At 43.0% G+C, this 24,650-nt stretch carries 18 protein-coding genes; 17 read left to right on the top strand and 1 reads right to left on the bottom strand.

The features are described from left to right. The first annotated feature begins 174 nt into the window (after positions 1-174). From H8S37_RS07650 to H8S37_RS07615, 8 genes are all read left to right on the top strand, one after another. A complete protein-coding gene (locus H8S37_RS07650; protein ID WP_186875390.1) occupies positions 175-1,074 on the top strand; it encodes a carbohydrate ABC transporter permease in 900 nt (299 codons plus the stop codon). Then, positions 1,074-1,916, top strand: a complete 843-nt coding sequence (locus H8S37_RS07645; RefSeq protein WP_186875389.1) for a carbohydrate ABC transporter permease — start codon at positions 1,074-1,076, stop codon at positions 1,914-1,916. The genes H8S37_RS07650 and H8S37_RS07645 overlap by 1 nt, the downstream gene beginning before the upstream one ends. A 65-nt stretch (positions 1,917-1,981) precedes the next feature. Beyond that, positions 1,982-3,301, top strand: a complete 1,320-nt coding sequence (locus H8S37_RS07640) for an ABC transporter substrate-binding protein (protein WP_186875388.1) — start codon at positions 1,982-1,984, stop codon at positions 3,299-3,301. 71 nt (positions 3,302-3,372) lie between these two features. Beyond that, entirely contained in the window at positions 3,373-6,558 is a 3,186-nt protein-coding gene (locus H8S37_RS07635; RefSeq protein WP_186875387.1) for a glycosyl hydrolase, read from the top strand. 2 nt (positions 6,559-6,560) lie between these two features. Further along, on the top strand, positions 6,561-8,330 hold the full coding sequence (locus H8S37_RS17520) for a sensor histidine kinase (RefSeq protein WP_186875386.1): 1,770 nt from the start codon (positions 6,561-6,563) through the stop codon (positions 8,328-8,330). After that, a complete protein-coding gene (locus H8S37_RS07625; RefSeq protein WP_186875385.1) occupies positions 8,315-9,895 on the top strand; it encodes a response regulator in 1,581 nt (526 codons plus the stop codon). The genes H8S37_RS17520 and H8S37_RS07625 overlap by 16 nt, the downstream gene beginning before the upstream one ends. A 196-nt stretch (positions 9,896-10,091) precedes the next feature. After that, positions 10,092-12,710: a bifunctional acetaldehyde-CoA/alcohol dehydrogenase gene (gene adhE / locus H8S37_RS07620; protein ID WP_186875384.1), complete on the top strand. Its 2,619-nt coding sequence runs from the start codon at positions 10,092-10,094 to the stop codon at positions 12,708-12,710. Positions 12,711-12,863: 153 nt separating this feature from the next. Beyond that, on the top strand, positions 12,864-13,619 hold the full coding sequence (locus tag H8S37_RS07615) for an aminoglycoside phosphotransferase family protein (protein ID WP_186875383.1): 756 nt from the start codon (positions 12,864-12,866) through the stop codon (positions 13,617-13,619). A gap of 577 nt (positions 13,620-14,196) precedes the next feature. On the opposite strand, the gene H8S37_RS07610 is transcribed toward H8S37_RS07615, so the two are convergent. After that, complete coding sequence (locus H8S37_RS07610) at positions 14,197-15,270, bottom strand: cell wall hydrolase (protein WP_186875382.1); 1,074 nt, start codon at positions 15,268-15,270, stop codon at positions 14,197-14,199. Positions 15,271-15,731: 461 nt separating this feature from the next. On the opposite strand from H8S37_RS07610, the gene H8S37_RS07605 reads away from it, so the two are divergent. The 9 genes from H8S37_RS07605 to H8S37_RS07565 all read left to right on the top strand — a co-directional run bounded on the left by H8S37_RS07605 (position 15,732) and on the right by H8S37_RS07565 (position 24,579). Further along, positions 15,732-16,559 carry a Cof-type HAD-IIB family hydrolase gene (locus H8S37_RS07605; RefSeq protein ID WP_186875381.1) on the top strand — a complete coding sequence of 276 codons (828 nt, stop codon included), beginning with the start codon at positions 15,732-15,734 and terminating at the stop codon, positions 16,557-16,559. Between the two features lie 12 nt (positions 16,560-16,571). Beyond that, complete coding sequence (locus H8S37_RS07600) at positions 16,572-17,399, top strand: undecaprenyl-diphosphate phosphatase (RefSeq protein WP_186875380.1); 828 nt, start codon at positions 16,572-16,574, stop codon at positions 17,397-17,399. A 110-nt stretch (positions 17,400-17,509) separates the two neighbouring features. Further along, on the top strand, positions 17,510-18,394 hold the full coding sequence (locus H8S37_RS07595) for a transporter substrate-binding domain-containing protein (protein WP_186875379.1): 885 nt from the start codon (positions 17,510-17,512) through the stop codon (positions 18,392-18,394). A 121-nt stretch (positions 18,395-18,515) separates the two neighbouring features. Continuing rightward, positions 18,516-19,226: an amino acid ABC transporter permease gene (locus H8S37_RS07590; protein ID WP_186875378.1), complete on the top strand. Its 711-nt coding sequence runs from the start codon at positions 18,516-18,518 to the stop codon at positions 19,224-19,226. Continuing rightward, a complete protein-coding gene (locus H8S37_RS07585) occupies positions 19,210-20,037 on the top strand; it encodes an amino acid ABC transporter ATP-binding protein (RefSeq protein WP_186875377.1) in 828 nt (275 codons plus the stop codon). The genes H8S37_RS07590 and H8S37_RS07585 overlap by 17 nt, the downstream gene beginning before the upstream one ends. 164 nt (positions 20,038-20,201) lie before the next feature. Then, positions 20,202-21,947, top strand: a complete 1,746-nt coding sequence (gene mutY / locus H8S37_RS07580; RefSeq protein ID WP_186875376.1) for an A/G-specific adenine glycosylase — start codon at positions 20,202-20,204, stop codon at positions 21,945-21,947. 252 nt (positions 21,948-22,199) lie between these two features. Continuing rightward, positions 22,200-22,814, top strand: a complete 615-nt coding sequence (locus H8S37_RS07575) for a TetR/AcrR family transcriptional regulator (RefSeq protein WP_186875375.1) — start codon at positions 22,200-22,202, stop codon at positions 22,812-22,814. Between the two features lie 16 nt (positions 22,815-22,830). Then, positions 22,831-23,751: a diacylglycerol/lipid kinase family protein gene (locus H8S37_RS07570; RefSeq protein ID WP_186875374.1), complete on the top strand. Its 921-nt coding sequence runs from the start codon at positions 22,831-22,833 to the stop codon at positions 23,749-23,751. A 15-nt stretch (positions 23,752-23,766) separates the two neighbouring features. Then, positions 23,767-24,579: a glycerophosphodiester phosphodiesterase family protein gene (locus H8S37_RS07565; protein ID WP_186875373.1), complete on the top strand. Its 813-nt coding sequence runs from the start codon at positions 23,767-23,769 to the stop codon at positions 24,577-24,579. The last annotated feature ends 71 nt before the right edge of the window (positions 24,580-24,650 follow it).

The raw sequence follows: 24,650 nt of genomic DNA, 5'->3' as shown, positions 1-24,650 counted from the left end.
AAAGACGTACGCGGAGTGAAAGTAACGACAAAGCGGCTTAAATTTGTCCTTCATCGACCGTATTGCCCCCTGTACACTGACGCTAAAGTAAAATATTATACAAAAATAAGAAAAAAGTGAACGAAAAAAGGAGGGGAAACAGCTAGAATTTTAGTCAGAAAGGGGGACGTGAAAATGTTCAAAGGAAAGCAGTATTTAAAGAAAAAGGCAATGCCGTACTTTATGCTTCTGCCGCTTCTTGCAGTGATAGCAGTGTTTATGCTGTATCCGATATTTAATACTTTCTGGCTGAGCATGCAGGATCATGTGCTGACAAACGTAAAGGATATGGGATTTAACGGAGGGACAAATTTTACCCGGCTTTTCGAGGATGAAACCTTCTGGAAAGCGGCGGTCAACTCTGTTTTCTGGACAGTAGCCAATGTTGTGCTGCAATTATTTTTTGGTCTGTTAGTAGCGCTGCTCTTAAATCAGAAATTCAAAGGAAGAGGCGTATTTAGAGCGCTGATATTTACTCCATGGGCAGTCGGCGGAATGTTGGTAGCTCTGATTTGGAGTTTTATGTTTAACGAAAGTGTAGGAGTTATCGGGGATCTGCTGATGAAGCTGGGAATTGTGGACGGGAAAATATCCTGGTTTTCCAGTGGCAGCTCTGCTATGTGGGCAATGATTATTGCAAATACCTGGAGAGGTGTTCCGTTTTTCGCTATCAGCATTTTATCTGCTCTTCAAACGATACCTACGGAAGTTTACGAATCAGCAGATGTGGACGGGGCGTCAGCGGTATATAAATTTTTCAAAATTACGCTGCCGCTGATAAAAGATACATTGCTGCTTACGACGCTGTTAAGGACGATATGGACACTGAATATTGTGGATATTATTTACGGTATGACAAAAGGAGGACCAAACTTCTCCACGCTGACGATACCAGTATACATTATGATGACCTTCAATGATTCCCTGGATGCAGGCTATGCTTCTGCCATGGCTGTAATCGTAATGCTTGTCCTGGTGATTTTCTCAGCAGTTTACCTGAAGGTTGGAAAATACGGAGAGGAGGAGTATTACTGATGAAACGCACGACAAAGAAAAGAATTACTAAGACGTTTACCTGTTACATACCACTTGCGATCGTGACAATCATTATGTTATTTCCGTTTTACTGGTTTTTGAACACATCCTTTAAGGAACAAAGCTCTATTATGAAGCTTCCGATCAAGTATCTTCCGGAACCTTTTACAACAGATAATTATGCATCTATGCTCTCAAGCATGGGATTTGACAAATATTTTTTAAACAGCCTGTTTGTATCGGTAGTTACTACAATATTCGTGGTTGCGATAGCAATCATGGGAGGATACGCGATTTCGCGCTATAAGTTTAAAGGAAAGAAATTTGTTTTTCTGCTTCTTCTTGTGACGCAGATGCTTCCGGGAGTCGTGATTTTGGTACCGTTGTTTACTATCTTTAATAATATGGGACTCATCAATAATCTATGGTCTCTGGTAATCGTAAACACGACGGTAAACCTTCCTTTCTGTACAATCATGATAAGCGGATTCTTTTCAGGCGTTTCACCTACATTAGAAGAAGCAGCACAGATTGACGGATGTACGATATTGAAATCAGTATTTAAAATTGTAGTACCTACGATTCTGCCGGGCATTGTGGCAAGCGGTGCGTTCGCTTTCGTAAATACCTGGAACGAATTTGTATATTCGCTGAACTTTATGAGCGATTCAGATAAATTTACACTTCCGGTAGGCTTAAGCCTTATGAAGGGAGAATTTACCGTAAACTACGGCGGGCTCGCGGCAGGGACGGTCGTAGCGCTGATTCCGGTACTTCTGATTTTCTGCTATATACAGAAATATCTGGTACAGGGACTTGCGTCGGGAGCAGTAAAAGGATAACAGTAAACACCCGCCAAACTATAATCATTTCAATAAAGGCGGTTAAAAAGGAGGAAGAAATAATTATGAAGAAAAAGAAAGTGGTCAGCATATTGCTGACAAGTATCATGTTGACAGGAATGTTGGCAGGCTGCGGCGGAAAAAGTGAAGAAGCGGGAAGTTCAGGGGACAAGCAGACGATTGAATTTTGGTACCACGACGGAAACGCAAATTCAAATGCGATATTTGAAGAATTGATTGCACAGTTCGAGAAAGAAAATCCCGAATATGAAGTAGAATATGTAGGCCTTCCGTCAGATTCTTATCTACAGAAATACAATACGGCGATTGCGACAAATACAGTACCAGATGTCGCAAGTATCCGCGACCAGGATGTTTCTGCTCTTATTAACCAGGGAGCGCTCTCCTGTATAGATGAAGACTTTGAGAGCTTCGAAGAAAAGGAGCATATCAGTGAAAGTGCGCTCAATGCGATAAGAAACTGTTCAGTTGACGGCAAACTGTATTGTCTGCCTCAGTATACACAGCCGCAGATTTTCTGGTACAATACGACATTAATGGAAGAAAAAGGAGCAGAGATTCCTGCGACGATCGACGAATTTATGGAGGCATGTGAAACCTACGCGGATCCGGATAATGGAACATACTTCTATTCGCTGCGCGGCGGTGCGGGTTCCCTGGATAATATGCTGGACTTTATCTTTACCTATGCGAACCAGGACAGCTTTTTTGATGAAGAAGGAAACTGTGTATTGAGCGATCCGATTTTTGCAGAGGCATTGGATACATATGCTTCTATTTACTGGAACGGCTGGACGTCAAAGGATAGTGTATCCAACAGCTATAAAGAAATGGTTGCTGAATTTGGTTCCGGTACAGCGATGGGAATTGCGAATAACTCTTCTGCACTGGCAGAAAATATCAATAACTTAGGAGAAGGAAATTTTACGAACGCACTGGCTCCGGCGAATGAAGAAGGAATTGTAGTGACAAAGGATGTTCCGTTTATGGGATATACCGTCTTTGAAGGAGCAAAAAACAGAGAGGGCGGCGTTAAGTTCCTGGAGTTCCTTGTATCACATGATGCGGTATCTTATTTCTGCGAAAAAGATGGACGGGTTCCGGTCAACGATCTGGTATATGAGGATGAATGGTACCAAAACAATGCATACATGCCGGTATATGAAGAAATGATGAGCTCAGAAACAGTAAAATTCCTGGCAAGACCACTGTGGCTGCCAGAGTGGAGCGAATTTCTTTCCAAAGTACAGGAACCGGGTTTGCAAGCGGTACTTATGAAAGAAAAGACTTCCGAAGAAGTGCTGCAGGAATGGGCGGAATATCTGACGAACGCGCAGAAGGAATATCTGGAATCTAATAAATAGAAAGTAATACAGAACAGAGGTCTGCACTTTAAAAGGGCAGACCTTGTTTTGGAAAAATGAAGGGGAAAGTGATGGCAGAAAAAAAGATAACAGAAGAATTTTTAAATCCGCCGGCAAAGTACAGGGGAACTCCTTTCTGGGCATGGAACGCAAAGATGGATAGAGACATTTTAAAAGAACAGATCGATTGTTTTAAAAAGATGGGAATGGGCGGTTTTTGTATTCATTGCAGAATAGGACTGGACACAGAATATATGGGCGAGGAATTTATGGAGCTGGTGAAATTCTGTAATGCTTATGGTAAAAAGCAGGGACTTTATACATGGCTGTACGACGAAGATAAGTGGCCTTCCGGATATGGGGCAGGCAGAGTGACTGTGGACGAAAGGTACCGCAGCAGGTATCTTCTGTTTTCAGATAGAGAATACCCGGACGGAGATTTTAGCAGAGAGAAAAATCCTCCGACGCGGCTGGTGCTGAACGGAAAAATAAAAAAACTGGCGGACTATGCTGTTTCAGAGGAGAACGGGTATCTGAAAACATATCGTTTCCTAGGGAACAAAAAGGACGGCGAAGAAGAAAAAAAACTGGAAACGCAAGAAAAGCTGTGGCACGCATACCTTGTTATATCTGGAAATTCCTCTTGGTTTAATAACCAGACCTATCTGGATACGTTAAATGAAAAGGCGGCAGAAGAATTTCTGCATGTTACCCATACTGTATACGCAGCTTCTTTACAGGAAGAATTTTCAAAGAGTATACCTGCCGTTTTCACAGACGAACCGCAGTTTATACTGAAGGAAACTCTTTCTGGGAGCAGTGCAGTAAGGGAGGCGGGGATTCCTTATACGGACGATTTTGCAGAAACGTTCCGAAAAAGGGAAGGCGTTTCCTTTCTTGAAAATCTGCCCCGGTTGTTCTGGGAGACGGAAGATAAGAAGGACTATAGTTTTCGGTGGAAATATCACGAGCACATAGCCTACAGGTTTTGTACTGGATTTATGGATACGCTGGGAAATTGGTGTGCCAGACATCAGATCGCTCTGACGGGACATGTGATGAACGAACCTACATTAGAGGAACAGACAAGGGCAGTGGGGGAAGTAATGCGGACATACCAAAGCTTCCAGATACCGGGGATAGATATGCTGGCATGGAGAACAGAGCATACAACGGCAAAGCAGGCGCAGAGCGCGGCAAATCAGAAGGGGCTGCCCGGCATTACAAGCGAGCTCTACGGCGTTACGAACTGGGACTTTGATTTTCGCGGATATAAAGCGATTGGGGACTGGCAGGCGGCTCTGGGCGTAACAAACCGCGTACACCATCTGACATGGTATTCTATGGGCGGAGAAGCGAAACGGGACTATCCGCCGTCTATCGGCGTACAGTCGCCCTGGTATGAGGAGTATCGTCTGATAGAAGATTATTTTGCCAGAATCCGGCTCGTGATGGAGCAGGGAAAGCCATGTGTGCATATTGGAGTACTGCACCCGGTGGAAAGCTGCTGGATGTGGCTTGGCAGTGAGGAACATACGGGAAGAGAACGTAAGGAGCTGGAACGAAAGTTCCAGGAGTTCATCCGGTGGATGCTCTTTGGAAAGCTGGATTTCGACTATATCGCGGAATCGACCCTTCCGGAGCAGTACAGAGAAACGGAATCGAAATTCTGTGTCGGAAAAATGCAGTATGATATTGTAATCGTGGCGGGAATGGATACAATGAGAAGCTCTACGTTGGATATACTAGAGCGATTTAAATCCCGCGGCGGCAGGATCCTTTTTGTGGGAAGAACGCCGCGGTATATAGACGCCATAGAGAATAAAAGAGCCGGGGAGTTTGCCTCCTTCTGCGAACATATCCCATGGGAAAAGGAGGCTTTGTACGATACGCTGGAGAAGCACAGGGAAATAGAAGTTTTGGACGAAAACGGACAGAGGGAAGAAACGCTGCTATACAGACTTTGCCAGGAGCAGGAAAGGCAATATTTGTTTCTGGCGTCCGGACAGCCAAAGAAAGCATACGGGCTTCCAAAAGAGAGTATTCTGACGGTAAAAATAAAAGGAGAATGGGACGTTTTAGTACGCGACGCGAAGACAGGAGAAAGCTTTCCGGCAGCAAAAGAAAATGTTTTCCCGGAAAACAGGTGTATACATCATGCAGAAGGGGAGGCTTGGACATGCTATCGTTGGAAACGATTTGAGCAGGACAGTCTGCTTCTGGAACTAAATAGAAGTGAAAAAGCGAAAAAAAGGGAAGCAGAGAGCAGCCGAGATGAAAACGTGGTTTCACAAGAACAGGAACGACGGGAAATTTACCGGGGACTTTTGCCGGAGCCGACAGCATTGATTTTGGAGGAAGAGAATGTACTGCTATTAGATAAAGCGCGGTACCGGCTGGACAAGGAGGCATGGGAGGAAACAGAAGACATTCTAAAAGCGGACGATATACTGCGCAAAAGGTTAGTGTACCCTCTGCGGACAGAGAGCCAGCCGCAGCCCTGGCTGACCAAGAAGAAAGCATGTACGCATACAGTAACGTTTCAATTTTCCGTAGAATCTGACGTAGAGTGTGAAGGAAAGCTTGCGGCGGAAGGAAAGGTAAAAAGATTACTTTTAAATGGAAAAGCGGCTTCTGTGCGGCCGGAAGGGTGGTATGTGGACAGATGTCTGCAAATATATAAGGCAGGCAGTATCGTAAGAGGAGAAAATATCCTGGAGCTGGAAGTGGAGTTCGGGGAAAAGGAAAACCTGGAGTGGTGTTATCTCTTAGGTGAATTTTCCGTAAGGCTTGCAGGAGCAAAGGCAAAGTTGATTTCTATGGACAGACAGATGAGATATGGAGATTATAGTGTACAGGGTCTTCCCTTTTACGGCGGAAATCTTTGGCTTGAAACAAATGTACAGCTTCCCGGCGGAACTGTAGAAATAGAAATCCCACAATACAGTGCGCCGCTTCTGAAGGTATGTATGGACGACAGAGAGACATTTATAGTAGAGGCTCCGTACCGCGCTGTATTTAAGGACATGAAGGAAGGAGAGCATACGGTGCGTATCTGCTGTTATGGAAACAGGTTCAACACGTTTGGACAGCTTCACAACTGCGATCCAGAGGAAGTATATTTCGGGCCAAAGACATGGAGAACCAGCGCAGCGGCATGGTGCCCGCAATACCGGATAAAACCAGCAGGAATATTGACAACTCCGAAGGTACATGTATACACTCAAGAGAAAGGAACGAAAGCAAAGGGGAAATAAGAGTGAGAAAATTCCGGGAAAAATTTATGAACCAGTCTTTACAGGTAAAGCTGGTGGTTCTTCTGGCTATTTTAATCGCGGCGCTGGAGGCAGTCAGTCTTATTATATTCGGCAGGGTGCTGTCTGAAAATTATGAAAAGCAGATTGCAGATTCAAAAGCGGAGACGCTTGTTCAAATTGCCGCGAATATAGACGGAAGCCTGTATGATGTCGTAGAGGAAATGATTTTTATCAGAGACAGCCTGCAGGGGCAGAGAAGCGCAGAGAATGAGGAACAAAGCGACATACAATATTTAAACAATAACATCCTATACAGGAGTTACTTTAATGATCTGGTCTCTAAGGGGAATAATTATGAATTGGTAGATTCTATGTTGGTACTTACAACGGGAGAATCTCATTTCTTTTCTGTCAACGCGGCAAAAAGTATAGACAATCCAGATATCCTGGAGGCTGTCTGGCGTGATTTTCAACCGCAGAAACCTTGTACGTGGACTGGTATCATCAATGGCTCATATTATACCTCCAGCTACGAAAAAGAGATCATCAGTATCCTGATGCCGGTAAACGGACTGGGAAGCGGCGGGAAAGCGTTACTGGCTGTCAACCTGTCGGCAGAGCAGACGGCAGATTATATGGAGCGTCTTGGAAATGGAAGCGAACGGCTTCTCTTAGACTGCGGCGGGGGTTCTGTCAGTGTGGGAGCAGGCAGCGAGAAAGAGCAGGCAGAAATCCTTAGGAAAAATGGTGTAGACGAAAGAGAGAAATATGTGATATTAAAGGAAGAATTGGCGTCTAACCACTGGAGTCTGTATATGATATGCCTCAAAGAAGATATGCATGCAGGTATATTTACATTTTCGGCCTCTCTGCTGTTTCTAATTCTGGCCGCAGGGTGCGTCATTCTGGTGATCGGCTATTTTGTCGTCTCGTTTATTACAAAGCCTCTGAACAAGATGACGTCGATCATTATTGAAAACGGAGAAAATCCGGAATTTCCGGAAAGATTTCCAGTACGGTACCGGGACGAAGTCGGGGTAATGGCAAACGCCTATAACCAGATGATGGACAAGATACACAGTCTTATGGAAAAAATAGCGGGAGAACAGCAGCAGAATAAGCGGAACTATTTAAAGCTTCTTCAACTCCAGATTAAACCGCACTTTTTGTATAATTCGCTGGAGGCGACCCGGTTCCTCGTGGAAATGCAGGATAAAAAAGCAGTAGAAATGATAGATGCAATCGGGAGATTTTATAAGCTGAGCTTAAGCGGAGTACAGGACATCGTAAGTCTTGCGGAGGAAAAGGAACACCTTTCCTGTTATATGAAAATATTGAAGCTGCGCTACAGCTCTAAGTATAACTATGAAATTGACATTCCGGAGGAACTAGAACAATATGAGATTGTGAAATTTTCTTTGCAGCCGCTCGTTGAGAATGCAGTGTACCATGGCGTGAAGATGGCTCGCGGAAAAGGATTCATACGTATTTATGTGCGGAAACAGGAGGAAGAGATTACGATTCATATATGGGACAACGGCGCGGGAATAAAGAGAGAAAAGTTAGAAGAAATACAAAGGGAACTGGAAAAATGCGAATGTAGTACGAAGAAAGAGCATATCGGCATCATAAACGTACACCAGAGAATCCGCATGTTCTTTGCGGGAAAATACGGCGTGTCCATAGACAGTGAAGAAGGTGTGTTTACGGAGGTTGTCATACACATTCCGTCTAAAAAATATCGGGGGGGGGAACTATGTACAAACTGTTGATCTCGGATGATGATGAAATTATCTGCCAGGGACTGGCAAGCTGTATTCCATGGAAAGAATATGACATAGAGGTCGCGGCGGTAGTCTGTGACGGAGAGACAGCGCTGCAGCGCGTGAAAGAGTGCAGACCAGATATTGCCCTGGTGGATATCAACATGCCGTTTATGGACGGAATGGAATTTACCGCAGAGGCAAAGAGAATTTTTCCAGAATTAAAAATTATACTGATAACGGCATATAGAGAATTTAAATACGCGAAAAAGGCGATCGAATTGAACGTCTCCGACTACGTAACAAAGCCCTTCTCCAATAAAGACGTACTGGCAGCAGTACTGAAAGCGAAAAAAGGGATTGAAGAAGAGAAAAGGCAGAAGGAAGAGATACGAAAAAATATACAGGTGATTGAGGAAAAATATATGGCGGAAGCGGCTATGGGAAAGATTACGGATAAGAATCAAAGAGAAATCGACCGTATTTTTCCTCCTGATAGTCAGTACGCAGCGGCGGTTTTGGACATTGGGGCATTTCCAGAGAATATGACGCCCGAAGAAATGACGGAAATGCAGATGACAGTAGACAGGGCAGCAGAGGCAATAAGAGAGACGGTAAGAGTGGAAGAAAATGTAAAAGTTTGTCGCAGCCAGAACCAGATGATTTTTGTATTTGAAAATCCCGGCGCAAACAGCGAGATAAAGCTGCAGGTATTTCTAAAAAAATATATGGGGCTCCTGTCAAAAGAGAAGAACCTTTTTCTTGCCGCGGCCATAGGAAGATGTTATGCGGGAAACAGACAGATAGGCAGGTCGACGGCAGAGGCAAGGAAGGTATTAGAATACCGATATTACTTCGGACAGTGCAGCGTGATCTATGTAGAAGATGTAGAAAAACTGACGGTAGAAGAACAGATCAATTTTCAGGAATATATCGAAGAAGCCTGTACGGGTATACGAGAAGGAGAGCCAGAAAAGCTTAAGTCAGCAGCCTGTGGATTTTTTGAAAGCCTGCAGAAACAACCGGATATGCGTATTGGAGCAGGCGCGCTTATGGTGATGGAATTTTTACTTTTGTCTTACAGGGAGACTCAGGATGGAGAATTTCAGGAAAAATTCATTAGAGAATCAGCTAGTTTTTATCCGCGCATGCTGCAAGAAAAAAATATAAATAGTTTAAGGGGCGCCGCCGGAAAATATTTTGAACAACTGGTAAATTATCTGGAGGAAAAGAAAAGGAGCAACCCAGAGAAAATGCTTCAGAGAGCAATTACATACATGAAAGAACATTATACTGATCCGGCATTGTCCCTAAACGAGGTGGCAGATTTTGTACATATCAGTGCAAGTTATCTGTGTACATTATTTAAACAATATAGTACATACAGCTATATAAGCTATCTGAACCATATCCGGATGGAACAGGCAAAGAGGATTTTAAAAGACAGAAAACATAAGACATATGAAGCGGCGTTTCTGGTAGGATATAATTCCTCACAATATTTCAGCAGTTCTTTTAAAAAATATACAGGTATGACACCGGGAGAGTACAGAGAAAAAAAAGGAATCAAGTAAATAATTGATAGATTACTGACATTGGAAAAAGGAGGGAGACCTCCTTTTTCTATTTGTATAAAATGCACAAATAATGTTAAAAAAATAACGTTAAAGTGTTGACAAATGGCATATTGACAATTATTTAACAACCATGTATACTGAGAATTGTGGTTAGGAAAAGTTTATTATTTTCAATTACAGGAGGATTACTGAAATGGCGAAAAAAGAGAAAGTTGTAGTGCCGGATGTTGTTGACAGTGTAGAGACACTGGAAGCAAAAATGAAAGCGATGCGCGAAGCACAGAAGATTTTTGCTACATTTTCACAGGAACAAGTAGATAAAATTTTCTATGAGGCTGCTATGGCGGCAAACAAGCAGAGAATTCCACTTGCAAAAATGGCAGTGGAAGAGACACAGAGAGGTATCGTAGAGGATAAGGTTATCAAAAATCATTATGCGGCAGAGTATATTTACAACGCATATAAGGATACAAAGACCTGCGGAATTATTGAAGAAGATGCGGCTTACGGAATCAAAAAAGTGGCTGAACCAATCGGACTTGTGGCAGCAGTTATTCCTACGACAAATCCGACATCTACAGCTATCTTTAAAACACTGATTTGTTTAAAGACAAGAAACGCAATTATCATCAGTCCGCATCCGGCTGCAAAGGCTTGTACGATTGCGGCAGCAAAAGTAGTTTTGGACGCAGCAGTAAAGGCAGGGGCTCCGGAGGGAATTATTGGATGGATTGATGCTCCTTCACTGGAACTGACAAACATGGTAATGAAAGAATCCGATATTATCCTTGCAACAGGCGGTCCGGGAATGGTAAAGGCAGCGTATTCATCCGGAAAACCGGCTCTTGGCGTAGGTGCAGGAAATACACCCGTTATCATTGATGATACTGCGGATGTGAGAATGGCGGTAAATTCCATTATCCATTCTAAGACCTTTGACAATGGTATGATATGTGCTTCTGAGCAGTCTGTCACTGTTTTAGACAGTATATATGACGAGGTAAAAAAAGAATTCGCATACCGCGGCTGCTATTTCTTGAAAAAGGGTGCAGAACTTGACAAAGTGCGTAAAACAATCATTATCAATGGCGCGCTAAACAGTAAAATTCCAGGAAAATCAGCTTATGAGATCGCTAAGATGGCGGGCGTTGATGTTCCTGAAGACACAAAGATTCTAATTGGTGAAGTAGAATCTGTGGATATATCAGAAGAATTTGCCCATGAAAAATTATCTCCTGTACTTGGTATGTATAGAGCGAAAACATTTGACGAAGCACTTGAGAAAGCAGCGCAGTTGGTAGCTGACGGCGGATATGGACACACAGCTTCTCTGTATGTACATCCGGCAGAGAAAGAAAAAATTGAAAAGCACGCAGCAGCAATGAAAACATGCCGTGTATTGATTAACACTCCATCCTCCCATGGTGGTATCGGTGATCTTTATAACTTCAAACTGGCTCCATCTCTGACACTTGGATGTGGTTCATGGGGCGGAAACTCCGTATCTGAAAACGTAGGAGTAAAACACCTGCTGAATGTAAAGACAGTCGCTGAGAGGAGAGAGAATATGCTGTGGTTTAGAACACCTGAAAAAGTATACTTTAAGAAAGGCTGTATGCCGGTGGCACTGGATGAGCTTGGAACTGTTCTGCACAAGAAAAAAGCATTTATTGTTACAGACTCTTTCCTGTACAAAAATGGATATGTAAATCCAATTGAAGAAAAATTAGATGAGATGGGAATTCAGCATACATGCTTCTTCGAGGTTGCTCCAGATCCGACTCTGCAGTGCGCACAGAAGGGCGTAGACCAGATGCGGCAGTTTGAACCAGATACAATCATTGCTCTGGGCGGCGGCTCTGCAATGGATGCAGCAAAGATTATGTGGATTATGTATGAACATCCGGAAGCTGATTTTGAAGATATGGCGATGGACTTCATGGATATCAGAAAGAGAGTATTTACTTTCCCGAAAATGGGTGAGAAAGCATACTTTGTAGCGATTCCTACATCTTCAGGAACAGGTTCAGAGGTGACTCCGTTTGCAATTATTACAGACGCGGACACAGGAGTAAAATGGCCGATTGCTGATTATGCCCTGCTTCCGAATATGGCGATTGTAGACGTAGACAACATGATGACACAGCCAAAAGGACTGACAAGTGCTTCTGGTATCGACGTTATGACACACGCGATTGAAGCATATGTGTCTATCATGGCGACAGATTACACTGACGGTCTTGCAATGAAGGCGGTAAAGATGGTATTTGAAAATCTTCCGTCAGCCTATGAGAACGGAGCAAATGACCCGAAAGCGCGTGAAGAGATGGCGAATGCATCCTGTCTGGCAGGTATGGCATTTGCAAATGCTTTCCTGGGCGTAAATCATTCTATGGCTCATAAACTGGGAGCATTCCATCATCTGCCGCATGGTGTTGCAAATGCAGTTCTCCTGACGGAAGTTATGAGATATAACGCGGCAGAGGCTCCAACAAAGATGGGGACATTCTCACAGTATCAATATCCACATGCGCTTGCAAGATACGCAGAATTAGGACGCTTTGCAGGCTGCACCGGAAAAGATGACAAAGAAGTATTCGAAAACTTCCTTGCAAAGCTGGAGGATCTGAAAGAGAAGATAGGAATTAAGAAGACAATCAAAGACTATGGCATTGACGAAAAGTATTTCCTGGATACATTGGATGAAATGTGTGAACAGGCATTCAATGACCAGTGTACGGGCGCAAACCCGAGATATCCGCTGATGAAGGAAATCAAAGAAATTTATCTGAAATGCTACTATGGCAAATAATTAACAATCTTTTAAAGTGGAAAAAGTTAGTTAAAAATTGCACAAAATTAACTCCCGGGGCTTACATTGTCCCGGGAGTTGTTGTATAATAAGGGCAATTCAAAAAGGATATAGAAGCGAAAAAAGAATATCCGGAAAAGGAGGATGTGCCATATGAAATTAGAAAACAAAGAACTCATTGTGAAACGCCCTTATAAAGAAGTGTATAAATGTGAGGATGCAATTGTAAAAGTTTTCGAGGAGTCTCATCCAAAATCAGATGTATTTAATGAAGCCCTGATTACTGCTCGGATAGAGGAGACAGGTCTGGATATACCTAAGGTGAAAGAAGTGTTCCAGGTGGATAAGAAGTGGGCAATTGCAATTGAGTATAAAGATGGAAAGACACTGGAAGAGATGATGGAATCCGACAAGAAAAATCTGGAGAAGTATATGGAAGACTTTGTAGATTTACAGTTGGAAATCCATAAAAAGACCTCCCCGCTGTTAAAAGGAATGAAGGATAAGCTGGTACGTCAGATTAACAGCCTGAAAGAACTGGACGCAACAAACAGATATGAGCTGCTGACACGCCTTGAAAGTATGCCGAAGCACAATAAAGTGTGCCACGGTGATTTTAATCCAAGCAACGTAATTGTAGGGAAAAATGGAAAGATGACCGTTGTCGACTGGGCGCATGCGACACAGGGAAACGCGAGCGCAGACGCGGCAATGACATATCTTCTGTTTGCGCTGAAGGATCAGGACACCGCAGATTTGTATATGAAACTATTCTGTCAAAAGAGCGATACCCCAAGACAGTACGTACAGCAGTGGCTTCCGATTGTAGCAGGGGCACAGCTTGCCAAAGACAACGAATTAGAAAAAGAATTTCTGATGAAATGGATTGATATTATTGATTATCAATAGAATATAAATTTAACGAAGCAACAAGCAGTGCGAAAAGAACAGACAAACTCTGTGGCATGCTCGCATGTAAACAGAAGTTTGTCTGCTTCTTTTCATTCGGCGACTGCCGATAGCGAAATGAAGCGTATGCGGAATTGAGCTGGCACTGCGGAAGTTGACAAAAATACCTTCCTCGTCTGAAAGAAAAGCTTTAACAGAAGGTACGCAAAAAACACTGTATCAGAACACAGGGCAGGACCCGCTTATCTGACACAGTGTTTTTTGCTGTCACTTTCAGTCAGAAGTTTTTCCCTCGCCATTCGGAAGGCACTTTGTTAGTTAAATTTCATGAAAAAAATCGACTTCACTCTACCACGAGTTCCCAACCAGAAAAATTTGTTTGCTTCCGATTGGAAATGTATAGCAGCGTGAAGTCGGTTCTTTTTTGTCTGAAATTATAAACTTAAGCTGGCGAAAGTGTAAGCGCAAGAGGGCGTGTGTTGCAAAAGTGAGGAATTCCGGCGAAGCCTTGACGAACGTTGTAATACACGCCCTCTTGTGCAAATCTTTTCGTCAATTAACTTTATATTTCGTCAATTTACCAGCTCGGGAAGAATACATTATTTCCTATATTGATTCCGGGATGTCCGGTGCCCGCGTACAGGAAGTAATAACAGTCAGCTACAGCAGCCAGCCGCGCGCCGTTCACAGCATCCTGTGCGACCTGCATGGAAAGGGAGGTAGGTCCCTGTAACAGGACTTCATCCAGGCGACCGGTCCAGACGGGTTCAAACTGTCCGCTTGCATAGATAACCTCTGTGATAGTATTCCCAAACCTGGGATCAGCGACACGATTCATGATTACTGTTGCAACTGCAAGGAGACAATCATAATCCTGATAGGCTTCGCATTGAATCAATGCCGCCAGCAGAGTGACCTCATCTTCTGCTACAACAGAGCCTCCGCCGTTTATGATTGTATCATCATAGGAACCATTTACATTAGAAGAACCTGTTTCCTGCGCAGCCTGCTGCTGCGCTGCCGCTGCTGCTGCCGCCTCCTGTGCTCTGGCTTGTTCTAATTGTGTCTGGAACTGGGCTAAATCCGTAGAAGTAGCCTCCGCCTTTGCCTGAAGCTGTGCCTGCTGCGTCTCCAAACTGGTTTGAAGCTCTGTCAGGGAGGTCTGCTGGGTCTCCAATGTTTCCTTCTGATCTGCAATCTGCTGCTGTGTTTCCTGGAGCTCTAACAACATATTGCGGTCATAATCGCTGATATTCTGGATGAAGTCTGCTTTGTTTAAGAAATCTGACAGATTTTCGGCGGAACAAAGCCATTCTAACAGTGATGCATCCCCATTTTCATACATATATTTAATACGGGTTTTCATATTGGCGTACTGTTTGGCCTCATTTTCTTCGGCGGTCTGCAAAGATTCTTCTGTTCTTTGGATTTCACCGTTTGTGATTTCAACCTGCATCTCTATAGTAGAGATCTCCTCGCTGATTGAAACCATTTCCTGATTTATACCGGATAATTGATTTTCAAGTTCGGAGGTTTTGCTTTCCAGGCTTTCCGAATCTTCTGCATATGCGGGAAAAAGGGAAAGTACGAGTACGAGGCAGCATACTAGAATAACACCTGTACGAAGCATGCGCTTTGAATGCAATTCCATATTTTCAATTCCTTTCTGTATCTGATTATTTTCTATCAGATACTCCCTCCTACTGGCTATATATGCCTTTAAAAAGAGAGAGTAAACTTGTAGTAATAGTTCAGCCATACAGTGTGCGGGAAGCATAAAACCATGCTTGCATGTTTTTGCGAGCGTACATCTGTATGAGCTTAAGCGCCCATCAATGAGTAAAACGGTGGCGGTAGCCACGATAAGCACGCAGTGCGGTTTTACGAATGGCGCGGGCTGAACTGTTACAACTTGTACGGAAGCTATTATACTATAAATTGCGTTATTAGGCAAATTTTGATAGAATATGTTATAGATTTTTTAGAAATATCCCGTCTACAGCCAAGAGTTTCATGCTTTTGGAAGCGTATACAAAAAGACTACTACTTGTAATTCAGGGAAGAAGAGAAGGAAATGACAGAGAAAGAATTCTTAAGAAAGGAAAGCATAAGATGAAGAAAAAGATTAAAATGATTGGATTGGATTTGGATGGGACACTGTTCAATAATAAGAAAGAAATACTTCCATATACAAGAGAAGTGCTCCAAAGGGCAATTGACAAAGGGGTAGTTGTATTAGTCGCCACAGGTCGTCCCTGGTCGGGGATTCCAGACGAACTGAAAGACCTGACGGGGATGCGCTATGCAGTGACCTCCAATGGGGCAAGAGTGATAGAGACCAAAACACAGAAGGCATTGATCGAACATCTGCTTCCCGTTGAAAAAGCAAAAAAAATATTGGAAACCGCGCGGAAATATGATACATTACAAGAGGTGTACTTTGAGAACAGGGGCTATATAGAAGAAGAACAATTTGAGAAGATATACCAGTACCATAAAGATCCACATATGTGGAAGTATGTTCGTTCTACGAGAATAACAGTGCCAGATATTATGACATTTTTAGGACAACTGAATAAACCAGTTGATAAAACACAGATATTGTTCGCAGATATGGAAGAAAGAGCGAGGGCATGGAAGGAACTGGAGCAGGATAAGGAGATCGTTCTGGTTGGTTCTCTCGGATATAATATAGAAATAAATGGTGCAGGCGTGAATAAAGGGATGGCGCTTGTAGAATTGGGCAAGATGCTTGGAATTGAACGGGAAGAAATTATGGCATGCGGAGACGGGGATAACGACGAAGCTATGCTTAAGGAAGTCGGGCTGGGCGTGGCGATGGAAAATGCAGAAGAGCAGGTAAAAAAAGCGGCAGATTATATTACGGGAACGAATGAAGAAGAGGGCGCGGCAAAGGCGATTGAGAAATTTGTTCTTTAGAGGAGGAAAAGCATGTTAGAGGCATTAAAGGTCATAATATTAGGAATCGTGCAGGGGATTACAGAGTGGCTCCCCATAAGCAGCACTGGACATTTAATTCTTGTGGAGGAGTTTGTAAATCTGAAAGTGAGCCAGTCCTTTATGGATATGTTTAATGTTCTGGTACAGTTAGGCTCCATCATGGCAGTGGTTGTTATTTATTTTCACCGTCTGAATCCGTTTTCGCCGAAGAAAACGCAAAAGCAGAAAATGATGACGATTCAGCTCTGGATAAAAGTTGTCATTGGTTCTATTCCGGCAGGTGTGGTAGGCATCCTGTTCAATGACTTTATTGAAGAAAAGTTCAACAATTCTTATGTAGTTGCAGCTATGTTAATTGTATATGGTATTCTGTTTATTATAGTAGAGAACTATCATAAGGGAAAAACCCCAAAGATTAACAAAATATCACAGCTGACGATCCCTACGGTGCTTATTATCGGGGTATTTCAGATGCTGGCGATGATTCCGGGAACCTCCCGGTCTGGTGCAACAATAGTGGGAGCCTTGATTTTAGGGACTGCGCGAAGCGTTGCGGCTGAATTTACATTCTTTCTGGCGATTCCGGCAATGTTTGGAGCAAGCCTGGTAAAGCTGAGGCACTTTGGACTGGGATTTACGGGGATGGAAGTATTTTTACTTTTGTTGGGAATGCTGATTTCCTTCCTTGTGTCCATCTTTGCTATTAAATTTTTGATGAAGTACATACAAAACCATGATTTCAAAGTATTTGGATATTACAGAATCGCTTTGGGAATCGTTGTGTTTTTATATTTTGGCCTGATAGCATTCCTTGCATAAAGATGTATTAAATGCAGTATAAGGGTTGATTTTTCGTAAAAACATGTTAAAATTATGAAGATGAGCTGTATTATTATGCAGAATGAAAGATAAAATTGGAGGAGAGAACGATGAAGAAGTTTTTAGCACTGTGTCTGACAGTAGCTCTTGCAACCGGTATGGTTGTTGGATGTGGCAGCAAGGACGAAGGAAAAAGTGGTGGTTCAGAGGATGAAAAGGGCGGGGCAGTATCAGCAAAGGTAATCGATATTGACCTTACAAATGAAGAGTACGCTTTTGGTATAGATAAAAACCAGCCGGAGCTTTTAGAAGAAGTAAATGCATTTATTGCTGAAATTAAAGAGGACGGAACACTGGATGAAATCTGTGACAAATATTTTGGCGGCGGTGAACCGGAGGCAGTAAAATCTGCGAAGCTGGACGAATCTAAGGATCAGCTTGTAGTTGCAACAAACGCAGCTTTTGAGCCGTTCGAATATACAAAAGGCGAAGACTATTATGGAATAGATATGGAAATTGCTTCATTACTGGCAGATAAGCTGGGAAAAGAGCTTGTGATTCAGAATATGGATTTCGATGCTGTATGTCTTTCAGTAGGACAGCAGAAATGTGATATTGCAATGGCCGGTTTGACAATCAGCGAGGACAGGAAGGAATATGTAACATTCTCGGATTCTTATTATCAGGCTTCACAGCGTCTGATCGTGCCGAGTGACAATACAGAGTTTGACGACTGCAAGGATGCAGAAGCAGTAGCGGCAAAGCTGAACGAGCTGAAAGAATCAGATGTAGTTGGCGTACAGCAGGGAACAACGGGGCAGAGCTATGTAGAAGGCAGTGAAGATCTTGGATTTGCGGGACTTCCGGCAAAATGCCAGACATATAAGAGTGGCTCTCTGGCCGTACAGGATATGCTAAACGGAAATATTCAGTATGTGATCATTGATGCTGCGCCTGCGGCTGCAATTTCAGAATCGATCAATGAGATGCTGTAATTTATAGAAGAGCCAGAAAAGAGCAAGACTTAAAATTAAAAACAGTGTAAGAAAACAGGATGAAAAAGAGGAAGGCGCAAGATATGAGGAAACGCCTTCCTTCTTTTAAGAAAGGGAAACAATGGGCAATTTTAGTCAGAAAATAGATAAGTTTATAGAGATTTTTCTGGAGCAGAATGGCTATGTGAAAGTAATAGAAGGGCTGCAAAATACGCTTATGATAGCAGTCTGCGGCTTGATCATAGGAATTATCATAGGAACAATCATTGCTACCGTACGGGTGCTGCCGAAATATAAAATACTGCCGAGAATTTTAAATGGCATTTGCGGCTTCTATGTGGCATTATTCCGCGGGACTCCTGTAGTAGTACAGCTTCTGGTCTTTTATTATGTATTGCTTCCGATTATAGGGTGGAAGCTGACTGGCGTGCAGGTAGCTATGCTTGTGTTTGGGCTAAACAGCGGCGCATATATATCGGAGATTATGCGCAGCGGTATCCAGTCGGTGGATCCAGGGCAGATGGAGGCAGGACGTGCAGTGGGCTTAAGCTTTGGCGCCAGTATGTCGAAAATTGTCATTCCACAGGCGGTTAAAAATATTTTACCGACGCTGGGCAATGAATTTATTGCATTGATTAAGGAAACATCTGTAGTAAGCTTTGTAGGAGCAGCGGATCTTTATGTTGCATTCAATTATATTGGAACGAACAGCTATGAATTTATGGTTCCATATTTGGTGATGGCGCTGATTTATATTGCGCTTGTGCTGTTGATTTCCCTGCTTGTAAAATTATTAGAAAGGAGCCTGAAGAAGAGTGATAGACGTAATTAATCTGAAGAAAAGCTTTGGCGATATAGAAGTGCTTAAAAGCATCAATATCACGATTAACAAAGGGGATATTGTAGCTGTACTCGGACCATCCGGCTCCGGAAAAAGTACATTCTTGAGGTGTTTAAACTGTATGGAGGATCCTACAGAGGGAAGCATTATATTTAAAGGTGTAGATATTGCAGATATGAAGGTGGACATCAATCTGCACCGCCGTAAAATGGGAATGGTATTTCAGCATTTTAATTTGTTCAACAATAAAACAGTGCTGCAAAATGTGATGATGGCGCCTTTTTATTTGAGATGCAAAGATTTAAAGAAAATAAAAAGAAAAAATTCCATAGTCCGGTTTACAAATATATTTCGTGGAAAGAATAAAAAAGAACTGCTTCCAGTCGATACAACAAAGGAACAGATAAAAGAAGAGACAAAGAAGCAGGCATTGGAGCTTTTAAAAAGAATTGGACTGGATGACAAGGCAGATGCGTACCCGTCGACTTTGTCAGGAGGTCAGAAACAGCGTGTGGCAATTATTCGTTCTCTTGCGATGAACCCAGATGTAATACTCTTTGACGAGCCGACATCAGCTTTGGATCCGGAGATGGTTGGAGAAGTTTTAGAATTGATGAAAAAACTCGCCCAGGAAGGAATGACAATGGTTGTAGTTACCCATGAGATGGGGTTTGCAAGAGAAGTGGCATCCAGGGTTATTTTCATGGACGAAGGGCGTATTGTAGAGGAAGCGCCGCCGAAAGAGTTTTTTGAAAACCCAAAAGATGCAAGACTGAAAGAATTTTTGTCGAAAATATTATAGGCTGGAGTGGAGCGAATATAACGGACAGAGGAAGGAAAGGGAAGCGTAGCGTAGTTCCCTTTCCTTCCTCTGTCTGATTATGTAAGTAAGCGGTAAAAGCCTGCTTCCATAGAAAGCGGATATATGGTATTCTGGTAAAAGCAAGGCAGAAGCGGAGAGATAAGATGAAATATGAAAGAATAGAAAAGGGAATATTTATAGAAAGGCCGAACCGTTTTATTGCGTATGTGCGAATGCATGGAAAGCAGGAAACGGTACACGTGAAAAATACAGGAAGGTGTGCGGAGCTTCTTCACCCTGGAGCAGAAGTTTATGTACAGGAAAGTAAAAGTGAAAACCGCAGTACAAAATGGGATTTAATTGCCGTTCAAAAGAAAGAACGATTGGTAAATATGGATTCTCAGATACCGAATAAAGTGGTAAGAGAGTGGATCGAGTCAGGGCATTTGTTTCCTGCGGTGACGTGTGTGCAGCAGGAAAAGACCTATAAAAATTCGCGGTTTGATTTGTATGTGGAGACGGAAGAACGTAAGATTTTTATAGAGGTAAAGGGGGTTACTCTGGAAGAAAACGGGGTATGCAGGTTTCCAGACGCGCCCAGTGAACGGGCAGTGAAGCATGTGAAGGAATTGTGCGAGGCGCGAAAGGAGGGGTATGAGACATATATATTTTTCGTGATTCAAATGAGCGACGTGCGCTACTTTACCCCGAATACAGATACGCATCCCGTATTTGCGGAGGCTTTAAAAGAAGCAAAAGAAAAAGGAGTGAAAATACTGGCATATGACTGTAAGGTGGGAGAAAACAGTATTGAAATACAAAAAAGGGTTCCCATCGTGCTGGGTTCTCCGCGTCTGAAAGAAACCTGCGAGCCGCTTATAAGCTGGTTTAGAAAAAATAAGAGAAGGCTTCCCTGGAGAGAACGAGTGAGTGCCTATCGGGTATGGGTTTCCGAAATTATGCTTCAGCAGACCCGTGTGGAGGCGGTCAAGCCATATTATGAGAGATTTTTAAAAGAACTGCCAGATGTACAGGCATTAGCGGAAGCACAGGAGGAACGGCTTTTGAAGCTTTGGGAAGGCTTAGGATATTATAACCGTGTACGGAACATGCAGATTGCGGCGCAGCAGATGGTGGAAAAATATAAGGGAGAATTTCCGCGTACCTTTGAGGAGATTGCGGCTTTAAAGGGAATCGGCAGCTATACTGCCGGAGCGATCAGCTCTTTTGCATACGGAATTGCCAAGCCTGCTGTTGATGGAAATGTATTAAGAGTGGTGTCCAGAATCCTTGCCAGCGGGGAAGACATTATGAAAGCGGGAGTGAGAAAGAAGATAGAGCAGCTGGTGGAAGAGGTAATTCCAGAGGAAGCTGCATCTGATTTCAACCAGGGATTAATTGAGCTGGGGGCGCTTATATGCGTTCCAGGCGGAGAACCAAAATGTAATATATGTCCGGTGAAGGGGATATGTCTGGCATATGAACAGGGAAAGCAGAGTAAGCTGCCTGTTAAGAAAAAAGCAAAAGACAGAAGAATGGAAAAACGGACAGTTTTACTGTTTCGGGACACCCATACGGTGGCAATTAAAAAGCGTCCCGCGCGGGGGCTTCTTGCGGGACTGTATGAGTTCCCGAATGTAAAAGGACATCTGAACAGGAAAGAGATTATCGAATACAGTAAAGCCATTGGACTATCGCCAGTCAGACTAAAGGAGTTAGAAGATGCAAAACATATTTTCAGCCATGTAGAATGGCATATGAAGGGGTATGAGATTTTGGTAGATGAACTCGAAAAAAATTGCAGTGAAGAAATGATTTTCGCCGATGAAAAAGAGATTGACACCCGCTTCCCCATTCCATCTGCATTTGAGGCATACAGAAGCGTGATAAAAGAGAGGATATCGAAATAGGAGTGCCGGCATAGATAAACTCTAATGTGACAGCTTAGCCCGCGCCATTCGTAAAACCGCACTGCGCGCTTATCTTGGCTGCCGCCGCCGTTTTACTTATTGACGGGCGTGCACTGTATGGCTGGACTGTTACATCCCAATATTAGAGTATACTCTGTTTTCTTGAATCTGCAGGATATTTGTGCTACACTAAAAATAGTGTTGGTGTATACTAACGTGTCGGGTGAATCAGGAAATAAAGGAGTGTATCCAATGGAAGAAAAGACAGAATTGTCAAGACAGCAGTTGAAATCAAGAGAGACAAAGGAGAGGATTTTTCGGGCAGCAAAGCATATTTTACAGAAAAAAGGGTATGAAGAGCTTTCTATCAAAAATATATGTGAAGAAGCGGGAGTATCGAATGGAAGCTTTTACCATCATTTTAAAACTAAGGATGATTTACTGTCTTACTATATAGAAGATCAGCCCAGAGTGAATCCAGATTATCTGACTGTGCCAAAGAGTGCGCGGGAGGTAAAAAGGGCGATTATAGAGGTCTATCTGAATTATGTACAATATTGCAGAGAGCTTGGAGTCGAGTTTATATCGGGCTATTATGATACGAAGAACCAGGCATTAAATGCAGCAATCAGAACAGAGCGCCCCTACCCGATCGTAACGGTACAAAATTATGTAGAGAAAGCAGTACGCGCAGGCATCATTGCTCTGCGTGGAGAAATCGAAGAATTTACGACAGATATCCGTATGATTGTAATTGGCAATGTGTTTGAATGGTGTCTTAGGAATGGAGATGCTGATTTTGAAGGAAACATGAGCCGTTCTCTGGAAAGGTACCTGGATAGTACTGTATGTGAGGGGAAAGAATAAAAGGCGGGAGCAGGAGATGGAATATATTTTTATAGTCAATCCCAGGGCGAGGTCAGGAACGGGAAAACTAACATGGGACAGACTGGAGCCGGAACTGAAAAAGAGAAGAATTGTTTATCGTGCATATTTGACCAGATATGCAGGCGAGGCAGCAGACATAGCCAGAGAAGTGACAAAGGATGGAAAAGAACATATCCTTGCTGTGCTTGGAGGAGACGGGACAGTCAATGAGGTTTTGAACGGAATCTGCGACCTTCGTAAAGTGATACTTGGCTATATACCGATTGGCTCAAGCAATGACTTCGCCAGAGGAATACAGATTCCAAAGGAACCGAAAGAAGCGCTCGACTTGCTCCTGGAGCGTAAGTATATCAGGGAAATAGACGTAGGCCTGATGATACGAAAGGACAAGCAGAAAAGATTTGCGGTAAGCGCCGGAATCGGGTTTGATGCGGCGGTCTGCCATGAGGTCTGTCTGTCAAAGTGGAAACAATTTTTGAATAAATTGCATATGGGGAAATTAAGCTATGCAGTGGTAGCTCTAAGGCGCCTGATAAAAGATCCTGCGGTACGGGCAGAGGTTTGTCTGGATACAGGAGAAAAAGCAGTATATGACAGGACATATTTTATCGCTGCTATGAACCAGCAATACGAGGGCGGCGGCTTTCGTTTTTGTCCTAAGGCATCGGCGCAGGACGGAAAGCTGGATGTCATTATAGTGTCAGGACTTCCCAAATGGAAAATTCTTTGTCTGCTTCCCACTGCATTTTGGGGCGGACATGTATACTTTAAAGGGGTAACTACTTTGCAGTGTAAAAGTATTGCGATACGTCTGGAAAGTCCTCTGCCTATTCATACAGATGGCGAACCGGTATTTTTAAGAGATGAAATGAAGGCATGTCTGTTGCCGGACCGGATTCGGATTATTACGGCTTGATAGGAGGAAGTCAGGATGTGGCTGTCTATAATTGGGATACTTCTATTGTGTATTATATTTTATTTGTTTCTTACAGCTCCGCGTCTGGGCGGAAGAAAAAGACTTCATCCATTTTTGGGAGTGCAGTGGGCTCATAGGGGACTTCACAATGTAAAAATGGGGATTCCAGAGAACTCTATGGCGGCGTTTAGAGCAGCGGTAAAGGAAGGGTACGGTATTGAGTTGGATGTGCATTTATCCAGAGATAAAAAAATCGTTGTATTCCATGATGAGACATTTAACAGAGTGTGTGCGAGAGATGGAAGGGTGGAGGAAACAGATTATCGAGAGATGAAAAACTATAACCTTCTGGATACAAAAGAGAGGATACCGCTTCTAAAGGAAGTGCTGGGCTATGTAGACGGACGCGTGCCTCTTCTTATAGAAGTAAAGCTTCCTACCGCAGATACGCGGATTTGTGAATATCTGGAGAAGGAATTAGAAGGATACGGAGGGAAATATATGATTCAGTCCTTTAACTGTTTTGTATTGCGGTGGCTTAAAAAGAATCGTTCGGAAATTCTGCGTGGGCAGTTGTCTGAAAATCTTACCAGGGCAGGTAAAAAGCCGCATTATATCTTTCGATTTTTTGTAAAGTATTTGCTGACAAATGTATTTTGCCGTCCTGACTTTATTTCTTATAAAATGTCTGATGCGGCAAACTTAAGTCTGTGGATGAACCAGTATGTGTTTCGGGCTCCGGTTGCAGTGTGGACGCTTAGAAGTGAGTATGAAGTATGGAGGGCAAAGAGAAAGTTCCAGATGTACATTTTTGAACGAAACGGATAATATAATAAAAGGTAAAGAAATTCAAAAGATTTGTTAAGAATTGATGAATATTATTGTTGCCGAAATAGAAT

The organism is Mediterraneibacter hominis (assembly GCF_014287475.1).
GTDB lineage: Bacteria > Bacillota > Clostridia > Lachnospirales > Lachnospiraceae > Mediterraneibacter > Mediterraneibacter hominis.
The sequence above is the reverse complement of the archived record's forward strand: the minus strand, read 5'-3'. Positions and strand labels throughout refer to the sequence as shown.

What these genes read in the sequence shown, in the direction of transcription:
- H8S37_RS07650 (WP_186875390.1), top strand. Translation starts at nt 175, where the DNA reads ATGTTCAAAGGAAAGCAGTATTTAAAGAAAAAGGCAATGCCGTACTTT.
- H8S37_RS07645 (WP_186875389.1), top strand. Translation starts at nt 1,074, where the DNA reads ATGAAACGCACGACAAAGAAAAGAATTACTAAGACGTTTACCTGTTAC.
- H8S37_RS07640 (WP_186875388.1), top strand. Translation starts at nt 1,982, where the DNA reads ATGAAGAAAAAGAAAGTGGTCAGCATATTGCTGACAAGTATCATGTTG.
- H8S37_RS07635 (WP_186875387.1), top strand. Translation starts at nt 3,373, where the DNA reads ATGGCAGAAAAAAAGATAACAGAAGAATTTTTAAATCCGCCGGCAAAG.
- H8S37_RS07625 (WP_186875385.1), top strand. Translation starts at nt 8,315, where the DNA reads ATGTACAAACTGTTGATCTCGGATGATGATGAAATTATCTGCCAGGGA.
- adhE (WP_186875384.1), top strand. Translation starts at nt 10,092, where the DNA reads ATGGCGAAAAAAGAGAAAGTTGTAGTGCCGGATGTTGTTGACAGTGTA.
- H8S37_RS07615 (WP_186875383.1), top strand. Translation starts at nt 12,864, where the DNA reads ATGAAATTAGAAAACAAAGAACTCATTGTGAAACGCCCTTATAAAGAA.
- H8S37_RS07610 (WP_186875382.1), bottom strand. Translation starts at nt 15,270, where the DNA reads ATGGAATTGCATTCAAAGCGCATGCTTCGTACAGGTGTTATTCTAGTA.
- H8S37_RS07605 (WP_186875381.1), top strand. Translation starts at nt 15,732, where the DNA reads ATGAAGAAAAAGATTAAAATGATTGGATTGGATTTGGATGGGACACTG.
- H8S37_RS07600 (WP_186875380.1), top strand. Translation starts at nt 16,572, where the DNA reads ATGTTAGAGGCATTAAAGGTCATAATATTAGGAATCGTGCAGGGGATT.
- H8S37_RS07595 (WP_186875379.1), top strand. Translation starts at nt 17,510, where the DNA reads ATGAAGAAGTTTTTAGCACTGTGTCTGACAGTAGCTCTTGCAACCGGT.
- H8S37_RS07590 (WP_186875378.1), top strand. Translation starts at nt 18,516, where the DNA reads ATGGGCAATTTTAGTCAGAAAATAGATAAGTTTATAGAGATTTTTCTG.
- mutY (WP_186875376.1), top strand. Translation starts at nt 20,202, where the DNA reads ATGAAATATGAAAGAATAGAAAAGGGAATATTTATAGAAAGGCCGAAC.
- H8S37_RS07575 (WP_186875375.1), top strand. Translation starts at nt 22,200, where the DNA reads ATGGAAGAAAAGACAGAATTGTCAAGACAGCAGTTGAAATCAAGAGAG.
- H8S37_RS07570 (WP_186875374.1), top strand. Translation starts at nt 22,831, where the DNA reads ATGGAATATATTTTTATAGTCAATCCCAGGGCGAGGTCAGGAACGGGA.
- H8S37_RS07565 (WP_186875373.1), top strand. Translation starts at nt 23,767, where the DNA reads ATGTGGCTGTCTATAATTGGGATACTTCTATTGTGTATTATATTTTAT.